Origin of the sequence: Clavibacter sp. B3I6 (assembly GCF_030816895.1) — a bacterium.
Taxonomy (GTDB): domain Bacteria; phylum Actinomycetota; class Actinomycetes; order Actinomycetales; family Microbacteriaceae; genus Clavibacter.
The window spans coordinates 1,854,562-1,866,824 of record NZ_JAUSYL010000001.1; the positions used below are offsets into that span (position 1 = coordinate 1,854,562).

The 12,263-nt window shown below is 74.3% G+C and carries 11 protein-coding genes; 4 read left to right on the plus strand and 7 right to left on the minus strand.

Going from position 1 to position 12,263, the window contains the following annotated elements:
- Positions 1-1,161, plus strand: coding sequence for an FAD-dependent oxidoreductase (locus QFZ62_RS08835; protein WP_307504396.1), 1,161 nt, complete (start codon positions 1-3; stop codon positions 1,159-1,161).
- On the opposite strand, the gene QFZ62_RS08840 is transcribed toward QFZ62_RS08835, so the two are convergent.
- Both QFZ62_RS08840 and QFZ62_RS08845 read right to left on the minus strand, forming a co-directional pair.
- Entirely contained in the window at positions 1,158-3,896 is a 2,739-nt protein-coding gene (locus QFZ62_RS08840) for an AAA family ATPase (RefSeq protein ID WP_307504400.1), read from the minus strand. The genes QFZ62_RS08835 and QFZ62_RS08840 overlap by 4 nt on opposite strands.
- Before the next feature lie 88 nt (positions 3,897-3,984).
- Entirely contained in the window at positions 3,985-4,875 is an 891-nt protein-coding gene (locus tag QFZ62_RS08845; protein WP_307504404.1) for a GCN5 family acetyltransferase, read from the minus strand.
- Between the two features lie 239 nt (positions 4,876-5,114).
- Between QFZ62_RS08845 and QFZ62_RS08850 the strand changes: the two genes are divergently transcribed.
- Complete coding sequence (locus tag QFZ62_RS08850) at positions 5,115-6,059, plus strand: ATP-binding cassette domain-containing protein (RefSeq protein WP_307504407.1); 945 nt, start codon at positions 5,115-5,117, stop codon at positions 6,057-6,059.
- Positions 6,056-6,862, plus strand: coding sequence for an ABC transporter permease subunit (locus QFZ62_RS08855; RefSeq protein WP_307504409.1), 807 nt, complete (start codon positions 6,056-6,058; stop codon positions 6,860-6,862). Before QFZ62_RS08850 ends, QFZ62_RS08855 begins: the two co-directional genes overlap by 4 nt.
- Positions 6,863-7,001: 139 nt before the next feature.
- Here QFZ62_RS08855 and QFZ62_RS08860 read toward each other — a convergent pair whose 3' ends face one another.
- From QFZ62_RS08860 to QFZ62_RS08880, 5 genes are all read right to left on the minus strand, one after another.
- Positions 7,002-7,739: a hypothetical protein gene (locus QFZ62_RS08860; RefSeq protein WP_307504411.1), complete on the minus strand. Its 738-nt coding sequence runs from the start codon at positions 7,737-7,739 to the stop codon at positions 7,002-7,004.
- Positions 7,736-8,290 (minus strand): RNA polymerase sigma factor, encoded by a 555-nt coding sequence (locus tag QFZ62_RS08865; protein WP_307504413.1) that lies wholly within the window; start codon positions 8,288-8,290, stop codon positions 7,736-7,738. Before QFZ62_RS08865 ends, QFZ62_RS08860 begins: the two co-directional genes overlap by 4 nt.
- Before the next feature lie 39 nt (positions 8,291-8,329).
- On the minus strand, positions 8,330-8,932 hold the full coding sequence (locus QFZ62_RS08870; RefSeq protein WP_307504415.1) for a hypothetical protein: 603 nt from the start codon (positions 8,930-8,932) through the stop codon (positions 8,330-8,332).
- Between the two features lie 119 nt (positions 8,933-9,051).
- Entirely contained in the window at positions 9,052-10,068 is a 1,017-nt protein-coding gene (locus QFZ62_RS08875; protein WP_307504418.1) for a helix-turn-helix transcriptional regulator, read from the minus strand.
- 10 nt (positions 10,069-10,078) lie between these two features.
- A complete protein-coding gene (locus QFZ62_RS08880) occupies positions 10,079-10,858 on the minus strand; it encodes an alpha/beta fold hydrolase (protein ID WP_307504420.1) in 780 nt (259 codons plus the stop codon).
- Positions 10,859-11,316: 458 nt separating this feature from the next.
- Between QFZ62_RS08880 and QFZ62_RS08885 the strand changes: the two genes are divergently transcribed.
- The gene (locus tag QFZ62_RS08885) at positions 11,317-12,144 is read left to right on the plus strand and encodes an alpha/beta fold hydrolase (protein WP_307504423.1); all 828 of its coding nucleotides are present in this window, start codon (positions 11,317-11,319) and stop codon (positions 12,142-12,144) included.
- The last annotated feature ends 119 nt before the right edge of the window (positions 12,145-12,263 follow it).

Here is a 12,263-nt window from a genome sequence, read left to right on the forward strand (position 1 = left end):
ATGGACACCGCACGCAGCGCCGATGTCATCGTCATCGGTGCCGGACCCGCCGGCCTCGCCGCAGCCCACGAGCTGATGCGCGCAGGCCGGCAGGTCCTGGTGCTCGAACGCGGCGACGCGGTCGCGACCAGCTGGCGCACCCACCGGGAAGGGCTCCGTCTGCACACCGTCCGGCGGCTCTCCGGCCTGCCCGGTGCCCGCATCCCGAAGCGGTACGGCCGCTATCCGACGAGCGCGGACCTCGTCCGCTACCTCGAGGGATACGCCGTCGACAGCGGCATCGACATACGCACAGGCGTCAGTGTCGTGGCGGTGGAGAAGCCGACCGCATCCGCGACGGCCGCGGGGTGGGTCGTGGTCACGGCAGACGGGGCGCGTCACCGTGCGGAGACCGTCGTGATGGCCACCGGCTACAACCGGGTCCCCTTCATCCCCGAGCTCCCCGGCCTGTCGGGCTACACCCGGCCCGTCATGCACGTGGCCGACTACCGCGGCGGTGACCACCTCGCCGGCACGGACGTCCTCGTCATCGGCGCCGGCAACGCCGCGGCGGAGGCGGCGACGGAGATGGTCGCCTCCGGTGCCGGGCGCATGCGCATGGCGGTCCGGACGACGCCGCACATCGTCCGTCGTCGGATCTGGGGCGTGCCCATGCAGGCCATCGCCATCGCGTCGAGCCTGGTGCCGGTGCGCATCGCGGACCGGGTCGCGGGGCTCCTCGCCCGGCTGACCGTCCCCGATCTCTCCCGGCGGAGGCTCTCCCGCCCGCGATCGGACCTGTACACCCGCGTCGCCCGCGACCGATCCGTGCCGGTGCACGACACCGGGATCGTGAGGCTGCTGGAGTCCGGGCGGGTCACGCCCGTCGCCGCGGCCGTCGGGTTCCTGGGCGACCGGGTGCGCCTGGCCGACGGGTCGCTCGTGGACCCGGACGCCGTGGTGTTCGCGACCGGATACCGGCGCGGGCTCCAGGAGCTGCTGGGCGGCCTGGACCTGCTGGACGACCACGGTGATCCCCGTGCGCGGTCGGGCACCGCGGCGGCGCCGGGCTTCTACTTCGTCGGGTTCACGGTCACGGCGACCGGGGCGCTCCGCCAGATGGCGACGGACGCGCGGCGGGTCGCCCGCGCCGAGTCGCGCCGGCAGGCGCGGCGGCCCTAGTCGTCCCGGGTGATCAGCCGCGCGCGCGTCGCGGCGCCGGTCTTGCGGAGGATCGCCGCGACGTGCGATTCGACGGTCCGGACGCTGATGAAGAGCTGCGCCGCGATCTCCCTGTTGCTGCGCCCGTCCTGCAGGACCTCGAGCACGCCGAGCTCCGCACGGGTCAGGGCACCGGCCGGCCGCGTGCTGCCGACGGCCGCGAGGTCCTCCTCGACCTGCGCGAGGAGGCTCCGGTCCCCGGTCGGCAGGGCGCGCTCGCGAGCGGCGGCGACGTCGGCCCGCGCGTCGCCGACACGGCGCAGCCGCCGGAGGACGCGGGCGCGCTGCAGCAGCGCGAGGGCCTCGTCGGTCGGACGGCCCCCTGCCGCGGCGAGGGCGATGGCGGTGCCCGCATGCGCGAGCGACCCCTCCAGATCCCCGCGCGAGGCGGACGCGATCGACGCGACGCGCTCCATCGCGATCCGCGAGATCGGCCGCTCCTGCCCCGTGAGGACGGCCCGCACCCGGTCGAGGTGCCGGTCGGCCTCGACCAGCTGCCCGGTCTGGAGCAGCGCCTCGACGAGGGGCAGATCGACGCGCGCACGGCTCCCCGGCTCCACGAGACCCGCGGCGTCGGCCAGCTCGACCGCGGCACGCAAGTGCCCGGCGGCCTCGTCCCACCGGCGTCGGGCAATTGCGGACAGCCCGAGGACCCCCTCCCGCTCGCGGGTCTCCCCGGGGTCGACATCGGGATCTGCGGCCCAGCGCGCGGCGACGCGGGCGAGGTCGTCATGGCGGGCGTCGGCGATGAGGAGCAGCGCCGCCGTCGTGCGCAGCGCGCGCGGCAGGGTCGGCGCGTCGGCGGCGTACCCGGACGCGGCGAAGCGGTCTCGCGCCGCGGGCAGGTCGTCGCCGATCAGGGCCGCGTGGGCGGCGTGGACGAGGAAGACCCGCTCGATGCCCTCCTTGCCCTCGTCGCGCGCCCACTCGGCCAGCGCGTCGAAGGCCCGCAGCGATGCGGCGGGGTCGTCCACCGCGTGCGCGAGGTACGCGGTGGTGGCGAGGCCGGTGTCCTCGAGACCCGCGACGATCTCGATGGACTGCCGCCTGTCCATGTCGGCGATGCGCCCCCTGTCGAGTCCCGCGCCGTGCTCCACCTGCGCGGTGACCGCCGCGCGGAGGGCGCGGTGCACCGCGTTCGGCGCGTGCGCGCCGGCGAGGGACTCGAGCGCCGCCGCCGCCAGGGATGCGCGGGCGGGAACCGTCATGGTCGTGGACGCGGCGCCGTTGGCGTCGATGATCCCCCGGCGCCGGTGCTGCGGCCGCACGCCCTGCGCCTGCTCCGCGAGGAGGCGGCCGACGGCGGCCGGCCCGGCGGACCCCAGCAGGCAGCTGACCGACAGGGCCAGCCAGCAGTCGTACTGGTGCACGTCGAGGCCCGGCACCGAGACCCGTCCGAGCGCGCGGGTGCAGGCGGCGTGGTCGCCCGCGGAGAAGAGCTGCTGCGCCTGGTTGAGGAGCCGGTCCTGGAAGCGGGGGTCCGCCGGATCCGTGCGCTCCACGGACTGCGCGTCGAAGTGCGCCGAGCGGAGGCGCGCCCCTCGTCGGCGCAGGTCCGCGGCCGCCTTGGCCAGGGCGGTGGCCACGGTCTCATCCGGCCCCGGCGGGCGGCTCTGCTGGAGGTGCTGCGCGCGGATCACGGTGTCATCGACCGCATGCGCGATGAACGCGTGCAGCTCCCGTCGGCGAGCGGGCCCCAGGCGCGCGACCGCCGCGGAGGCGTGCAGCGGGTGCCGGGTGCGCACGGTGGTCGTCGTGACGGAGAGGAAGCCGGCGGCCTCGGCCTCGTCCGTCGCCGAGGCGCTCATGCCGCTGAACTCCAGGACGTCGGCGAGCAGCGCGAGCGGCGGCCGGCCCAGGAGGGCGACGATCGAGACGATGTCGGCAGCCGGCGCGCTCATCGCACGGAGCCGCTCGGCGATGGCGATCGCGAGGGACGGCGGCGCCTGGAGCGTGCCGACCGGCAGCGCGCCGAGGTCGCCGATGACGCCGCGCTCGATGAGCTCGAGCGCCCACATCGGGTTCCCGCCGGTGTGATCCCGGAGGGCCGCGACCTGCGCCCGGGTGATGGTCGACGGCCACGCGGCCCGGGTCAGGACCTCCAGCTCGTCGACCGTCAGCCCGTCGAGCACGTGCACGTCACCCGCGTCGAAGGTCAGCCCCGTCGACGCGCCGGGGGCGGCGGGGCGAGGGCGGCTCATCGCGACGATGCGGACGGCCCCGGAGCGCGCCCGACGGGTCGCGCGCTCGACCGCGGCGAGCGACTCCGGGTCGGACCACTGCAGGTCGTCGACCAGGAGCACCACGCTCCGGGTCGCGGACAGCTCGGTGAGTATCCCCTCCAACGCGATCGCGGTCGCCAGCGCCGGCAGCTCCGCGTCCGCGCGCCTCCGGCCCAGGGCGACGTCGAGGATGAGCCGGTACTCGTCCTGGAGCGCGCCGATCGACGCCGGATCCAGCCCGCTGAGGAGATCCCACAGGGTGCTGTAGGTGGTGTGCCGCTCCGCGAACGACGGGCTCGCGCGGAGGACGAGGACCCCGGCCGCGGTCAGGCGCGCGGCGGCGGCCTCGAGGAGCGTCGACTTGCCCATGCCGGCCTCGCCGGTGATCAGGATCCGCGCGCCTCCCTCGGCCACGACCGCGTCGATCAGGTCGGCGGCGTCCGCACGGGACACCATCTCGCGCATCAGATCCATGCCGCCCCGTCACCGTCGCGCCGACAGTACCGTGCTCGTGGTGCCGCGCCTCCCAGGAGGGCTCCGCCCGACCGGCCCGCGCGCGGGCTCATCGCGTCTCCGCCCGGCCCGCGGGGTTCGTCCAGCCCCAGTCGACGCGCTCGTACCGGGGAGCGAGCCCGGCGCGGAGCAGGTTGTCCAGCGAGGGGCCGCGCTCGCCGGGCGCGGGCTTCCCGGTCTCCGCGACCACGCGGTGCACGCCCTGGAGCCGCGCGGCCCGCACCCGGATGCCGATGAGGGCCGTCTGCGCCCCGAGGCCCCGGTAGCCGGGCAGCGTCGCTGCGCCGAGGAGCGCGCCCACGCCGTCGACGATCGCGAGCGAGGCGCCCGCGACCAGGTCCGCGCCGACCCGGACGCCGAAGGCCTGGACGGTCCCGCGGCGCGCGGATGCGGCGGCGAGGGACGGGAGGTGCTCCGTCGGCATGCCGAAGCCGCGGAACACGACGTCGGCCCACTCGTCGAGGTCGGCGGGTGCGACGGGGCCGACCTGGAGTCCGGGAGGCACGTCGAGCGGGGCGTCGGCCGGCCCGGCGAGCTTGATCCAGGTGGAGTCCGCGGTGAGGCCGAACTCGGCGCGGATGTCGTCCCAGTCGGCGGGCAGCAGGGCGGGAGCGATCTGGATCGTGGCCGAGGGCGTCCCCGCGGCCACGTACGAGGCCACGACCTCGGCGATCACCGCGCGGTCGACCGGACGGTCGAAGCCGAGGGCCTTGCTCCAGTACGCGACGGGGTCGTGGCGCATCGACGTCGCGACGCCGCCGCCCGTCAACCGGACGGCCGCGGTGCCCAGGGCCGTCCTCGCGGGCTCCGGTGCGCCTCCGACCCAGTCGGAGAACCACGCCGCCTCCACGAGCTCGTTCCGGTACGCGTTCGAGGATCCGGGCCACGGCCGCGGAGGAGCTCCGCGGTCCGGGCGCGCCAGGGGGCGGGGGACGGTCATGGTCATCTGCTTCCGCGTCGGGTCGGCCGGACGGAGCGGGGAGGGCTCCGGGAGGACCGGGGCTGCCAGCGTAGGAACGGGCGCCATCCGCGGCATCCGTGCCAATGCGGAGATCCGGGCGCGGGCCGAGGATCCGGGCCCCGGGGACCGGTGCACGAGCACCGGGGTACCGCACCGGGGCGGGGAAGCGGTCCGGTCGTCCGACTCGGTGGGACCCCGTGCGTTCCTACGCTCGAGCCATGATCCACGCAGAAGCACTCACCCGCCGTTACGGCGCCAAGAAGGCCGTCGACGACATCGGCTTCACCGTGAAGCCCGGTCTCGTGACCGGCTTCCTCGGCCCCAACGGCGCGGGCAAGTCCACCACCATGCGCATGATCGTGGGTCTCGACCGTCCCACCCACGGCAGCGTCACCGTCAACGGGAAGGCCTACGCCGAGCACCGGGCACCCCTGCGCGAGGTGGGTGCGCTGCTCGACGCCAAGGCCATCCACACCGGCCGCAGCGCCTACGACCACCTCCTCGCGATGGGCGCCACCCACCGCATCGGCAAGGCGCGCGTCCGGGAGGTGATCGGCATGACCGGCCTCGAGTCCGTCGCCGGGAAGCGGGTCGGCGGCTTCTCCCTCGGCATGGGACAGCGCCTGGGCATCGCCGTCGCGCTCCTCGGCGATCCGGCGACGCTCATCCTCGACGAGCCGGTCAACGGCCTCGACCCCGACGGCGTCATGTGGGTGCGCCGACTCGCCCGCGAGCTCGCCGCCGAGGGCCGCACCATCTTCCTCTCCAGCCACCTGATGAGCGAGATGGCCCTGACCGCGGACCACCTCATCGTGCTCGGGCGCGGCCGCATCATCGCGGACGCCCCGGTCGCCGAGATCCTCGCGGCCTCCACGCGCACCGCGGTCCGGCTGCGCAGCCCGCACGCCGAGCAGCTCGCGCGGATCCTGCAGGGCCCGGACGTGACGGTCAGCGGCCTCGAGCCCGGGGTGCTGTCCGTGACCGGACTCAGCGCCACGGCCATCGGGGACATCGCCGGCGTCGCCGGGATCCACCTCCACGAGCTCACCCCCACCGGCGCGTCCCTCGAGGAGGCCTACATGGACCTCACCCGGGACGACGTCGAGTACCACGCCGGATCCGGCGCCGACACGCACGCCCCGACCAGAGGACTGGACCGATGACCGCCCTGACCGCCCCGCCCCGCCCGACCGTCGGCGCCGACCTGAGCGCCGCGGGCATCCTCCGCTCCGAGTGGATCAAGCTGCGCTCCGTCCGCTCCACGACCTGGCCGTTCGGCATCCTCGTCGCCGGCTCGGTCGGGATCGCGCTGCTGATGGCCCTGAGCCTGCGCCCCGACCTCGCACTGGACGCCGAGCAGCAGACCGCCGCCGCGCTCGACGTCGCCACGTTCAGCGTCTTCTTCGGGCAGCTGGTCATGGCGGTGGTCGGCGTGCTGGCGATCAGCGGCGAGTACGGCACCGGCATGATCCGGTCCACCCTGACCGCCGTCCCGCACCGCGTGCCCGCCCTGCTGGCCAAGGCCGGCGTGCTCTTCGCCGCGTCGTTCGGCGTCGGCGCGATCACCCTGCTCGCGAGCTACCTGGTGACGCTGCCGATCCTCGCCTCCCGGGGGATCGCCGCGGACCTCTCCGACGGCACGTTCGTCCGCGACCTGCTGCTCGCCGCGCTCTACCTCGCCTGCACCAGCGTCTTCGCCCTCGGGATCGGCACGGTGCTGCGCTCCAGCACCGGGGCCACCACCGTCACGCTCGGCATCATCCTCGTGCTGCCGGTCGTCGCGATCACCCTCTCGAACGTGGCGTGGATCGCCGCCGCGTCGCCGTACCTGTTCTCGAACGCGGGTCCGGCGATGTACGGCCCCGGCGGCGTGCTCGAGCCCTGGCAGTCCGGCCTGGTCCTCGCGGCGTGGACGGCCACGAGCCTCGGGCTCGGCGCCGCGCTCCTCGCCCGCCGCGACGCGTGACGACCTGATCGTCCCCTCGCGACGGGGCGTGATGCCCGATCCCGCACCGTGCACCCGGCAGCCCAGCTGCCGGGTGCACGGTGCGTGGTGCGTGCCCCCCCCCCCCCCGCGCGGGCGGCTGCTCCGTGCCCGCCCGCGTCTATTCCGTCATGTCGAGGTAGGAGACCTCGCTGGTGGTGCCGTCCCGCATGTGCAGCGTGAGCACCGCGCCGAGCGTCGAGCGGTCGGTGAAGTCGTCCCCGTCCCACGCGGCCAGGTAGCAGCCCGCGTCGAGGTTCACGCTGGCCTCGATCTCCTGGCCGGCGTCCGTGGTGACGGTGACAGCCGAGACATCGGCTCCGATGCGGCCGCCCATGTAGGCGACCCCGTCGACGTCGCGGCCCGAGGAGTTCCCCGCGGTCAGCACCGTGGCGCCGTCGGGCCGCGGCGATGCGATCCCGGTGATGCTCGACCAGTTCGCATCGGGATCGCTTCCGTCGAAGCTGGCCCCGGAGTACACGGTCCCGTCCTTGGTGCCGAGCAGGATCTGCGTCGTGCCGACGCTCGCCTCCGCGAGGATCGTCCGACCCGACGGGGTGGTGGTGCCGACCGTGATGGCGTCCGGCATCGCCGTGCCTCCTCCCTCCGAGGGGCCGCTCGGGGGGATCCCCGTCATGGTCCCGGGGAGGAGGAGCACGCCGACCGCGACGGCGGCGGCAGCCGTCAGGACGACGGGGAGCACCAGCCATCGGGCTCTCGGCGCGGTGCGGCGGGATGCGCGCCGGTCCACGTCCCGCAGGACCATCTGCAGGTGCGCGGCTCGACGCTCCGCGGTGATGTCCGGGGGTGCGGGATCGATGTGCCGCAGGAGGCCGCGTTCGGGGAGCTCTTCGCTCATGTCGGTTCCCTCATGACGTCGGGCGTGCTCGTGGGCAGGTGCGCGGGGCGCGCCTCGGATGGTGTCGGAGCCAGGAGCGCTCGCAGGCGGGTGCGCGCGCGGACGAGGCGCATGGATGCGCTGGAGCGCCGGATCCGCAGCGCTTCCGCGGCCTCGAGCGTCGTGAGCCCCTCCCATGCGACGAGCGCCAGGATCTCCTGATCGCCGGCCGGCAGGGCGTTCCAGGCGCGCTGCAGGTCGACGCGGAACGCGACCTGGCCGCTGTGCGTGCTCACGCGCGGCGACCGGGCGTGGTCGGGTCCGTCGTCGACGCGGACGTCGAGGGAGTGCCTGCGGTCGTGGGTCCGTCGTGCGTTGCCCAGCACCTTGCGGGCGACCCCGTAGAGCCAAGGGCGGGGCGCATCCAGGTCCGGCGGCATCTTCCTCCACGCGATGACGAAGACCTCGGCGGCGAGCACGTCGGATTCGGCGGCGGCTCCGCGCCGGGTGAAGTAGCGCACCAGGTCGTCGTAGTGGGCGCGATGCAGCGCGGTGAGGGCGTCGTGGTTCACGATGCCCTCACCGGCGTGTCGACGTCGTAGGCGGACAGGTCAGCCCGCTGTCAGCTCGAGGTAGGGCGCCCGCGTCGTGCTGCCGTCCTCGAGGTGCGCGACGAGCGTCACCGCGTCCGCCGGGCGCTCCTCGTAGCTGAGGTCCGCGCCCCTCCACGCCGCCACGTACCGGCCGTCGCCGACGTCCGCGGCGACGATCTCGCCGTCCTGGGCGACGACGTCGACGGCGACGACGGCGGAACCGACCTGCCCGTGGATCGTGGAGAGCGGCTCCGTGGCCGCGTCGGGCCAGTAGCCCGCCCCGGTGACGGTGACCGCATCGGGATCCGGGGACCCGACGGCGTCCACCCGCTCCCAGTTCTCGTCGGGATCGCTGCCGCGGAACGTCGCGACCGAGCGCACCGACGTCCCGTCGCCCTCCAGGCCGAGGAAGAACACGGCGTCGTCGAGGGAGGTGAGCGCGAGCACGGTCGTGCCGCCGGGGGTGACGTCCCCGACCGTCATCACCGCGGGAGCGCCGGCCGTCGCCGAGCCGAGGGCGGGCGCGAGCCCGGGGGTGGAGCAGGCCGTGACGCCGAGGGCGATGCCCGAGGCGATGACGGTGCCGAGCAGGGAGGTGCGGAGCGTGCGTGTGCGGGTCATGGTCGTCCTCGGGTCCTCAGGGGTCGTCGGCCGGATGCGGCCGTCACCCCTGTCATGTCCGCTGGTGCGGGCATCGCCACATCGATGCGCGAGATATTGGGAGCACCGCCCTCGCGCCGTCAACGCGGGGCGCCACCGGGACGCGCTGCGGGTCCACGTGGATCGAGTGCCGCCCCGGACCTGCTCCCCCGGCTCCCCCGGCTCCCCCGGCTCCCCCGGCTCCCCTTCGACGATCCTCCCGCCGCGAGCTCGGCGAGCGCGACGGCACTGGAGGTCCCCGGTTCGGCGTGGAGCAGGAGCATGGAGTGCCCGTCGGTGTCCGCCAGGGGGACGCGCAGGGCCAGCACCGTGAGCTCGCCCACGCCCGGGTGCCGCAGGGCGTAGGTGCCGTCGTAATCCCGGCTGACGTCGTGCCGTTCCCAGGACCTGCGGAACAGCGCGCTCGACGACGAGCCCTCGGCGACGAGCGCCCGCAGACGCCGGTCGTCCTCCGGGGAGCCGGCCATCGCCCGCAGCAGCGCCACGGCGCGCGCCGCCATCCACTCCCAGTCCGGGTGCAGCTCGCGCTCCGCGGGATCGGTGAACAGCTCGAGGACGCTGTTGGCGCCCGGCCGGAAGTTCGGGTTCACGGCTCGGGCCAGCTCGTTCGCGGCGAGCACGTCCATGTAGCGGTTGTGCACGACGGCCGCCGTGAGCGGCCACGAGTCGATCAGCCAGAGGACGCGGGCGTGCACCGCGTCGCTCGAGCGCGCGGGCGCGCGGGGCGCGGGCGGCCTCGCCAGGGAGCGCAGGAAGTCGGTGCCGACCTCGTCGAGCCTCAGCGCCCGCGCGAGGGCGTCGACCACGTGGTCGGACGGGTTGGCGTCGTGCCCCTGCTCGAGGCGGAGGTAGTAGTCCCTGCTGATCCCGGCGAGGACCGCGACCTCCTCCCGGCGCAGGCCCGCGACGCGTCGGGTGCTGGAGTCGACGACGAGCCCTACGTCGCCCGGCTGCAGCCGCTCACGGCGCGCCTTCAAGAACCCAGCCAAACGGCCCGCCGACACGTGCGAATGGTAGCGCGGGCGTCTTCCGCCGACGATCCGGTCCGGGCGACCGCCCGGACAGGGCGACCGCTCGGACCGGACCGCGCCGGCCACAGCGCGTGCGCTACTCCGCGGCGTCGACGATCATCTGCACGACCTGGCGCGGGTGGCTGAGCATCGACGCGTGGGAGCTCCGGATCTCGACGGTGGTGGAGCCGGCCCGCTCGGCCATCGCCCGCTCGGCCTCCACCGGGATCGCCTCGTCGTCGACGGAGACGAGGTACCAGCTCGGGATGCTCGCCCACGCGGGCGCTCCCGACGGCGCCAGGAGCGCGGAGTAGGCGACCGGCCGCTGGACGGCCGCGAGGACGTTCCTCTGCGTCCGCGGCAGGTCGGCCGCGATCAGCTCGCCGAAGTGGGCGGGATCGACGTAGACGTCGCCGTCCCCCTCCGCCGCACCCGGGTAGTCGCGGATGACCAGGTGCTCGCCGAGGTCGGTGTGGCCGCCGCCCAGCTCGTTCGCCTCCAGAGCGTGCTCGCCCTCCTGGAGCGCGTAGCCGGCGACGTAGACGAGGGACTTCACGTCCGGGTCACCGGTCGCGGCGTCGGTGATGACCGCTCCGCCGTAGGAGTGCCCGACCAGGACGACCGGTCCGCTGATGGTCGACAGCACGGAGCGCAGGTGCTCGGCGTCGGCTTCGAGGCCGCGCATCGGGTTGGCCACCGCGATCACCGGGTAGCGGCTCCGCTGCAGCTGCGCGATCACGGCGCTCCACGAGGACGCGTCCGCGAAGGCCCCGTGGACGAGCACCACGGTCGGCAGCGGTGCGGCCGCGGTCACGGTCGCGTCCGCGGTCGCGTCCGCCTTCGACTGGGCGGTCGCGGTCGCGGGCGCGGTGAGCATCAGGGAGCCGGCGACCGCCAGCGAGGCGACGGCGGCGGCGATTCGGAGGGGATTTCCCCGACCTCGGACAGAAGTGCGCGACATGCTTCTCCTTACGTCGTTCCCGCGATTCCTCCGACACGGAGCGGCCGTCGTCATCGCGCATATGCGGCAGGCGGATCACCTGACGACCGCAACGTATGGGGTGATATCGCGGCCGCGCGTGTCCCTGCCACTGCCACGATGCCGGAATGCCCTCTTGGTCTGGTGTTCCTCGCGTATTCCCATCACACGGCATTCCGGTGGGACGCGCGGCGGGTAATCCGGCCCGCATTCCGACGCGCAGCCGATCCGAATCGACGCGGAAACGCCATCCCGCACCCCTGCCGTTCACTTGCGCCGGGGGCGTGCATTACCTAGCGTTCGACGCACCGGTCAGGCGACGCTCGTCCTCTGGCTCTCATACGAAGGGCAACACCATGGGCACCATCGCCGTCCGCCAGGAGGACTCCACCTCGATCGAGCTGCACTACGAGGACAGCGGGACGGGCCAGGCCGTCGTCCTCATCCACGGATACCCGCTCGACGGCACCTCGTGGGAGCGCCAGGCGCGGGAGCTGCTCGCCGCCGGCTACCGGGTGATCACGTACGACCGCCGCGGCTTCGGCAAGTCCTCCCACGCCGGGACCGGCTACGACTACGACACCTTCGCCGGCGACCTGGACACCGTGCTCACGACGCTGGACCTCACCGACGTCATCCTCGTCGGCTTCTCGATGGGCACCGGCGAGCTCGCCCGCTACGCGAGGCTGTTCGGCACCGACCGCATCGCCAAGTTCGCGTTCCTCGCCTCCCTCGAGCCCGGCATGCTCGGCCAGGGCGTGCCCCAGTCGGTCTTCGACGGGATCGAGGCGACGGCGATCGAGGACCGCTTCGCCTGGTTCACGCAGTTCTACAAGGACTTCTACAACCTCGACGACAACCTCGGCACCCGGATCTCGCAGGAGGCCGTGACGGCCAGCTGGAACACCGCCACCATGAGCGCCCCCATCGCCGCCTCCGCGGTCGTGCGGACGTGGATCGAGGACTTCACCGCCGACGTGGCTGCGGTGCGCGCGAGCGGCCTCCCCACGCTGATCGTCCACGGAACCGCGGACAACATCCTGCCCATCGACGCGACGGGCCGCCCGTTCCACGCCGCCTTCCCCGAGGCCGAGTACGTCGAGATCGACGGCGCGCCCCACGGCATGCTCTGGACCCACGCGCGCGAGGTCAACGCGATCCTCGTGCCCTTCATCCAGGGCTGAGCCCCCGCGACGCCGCCCTCACGGCGCCGCGCGGCCTCCGCGGAGCCGACCTCGCCGTCGGCTCCGCGGGGATCAGCCGGACGTCGGCCCGCTCGCGCTCGGCGCGCAGGGTCCGCGTC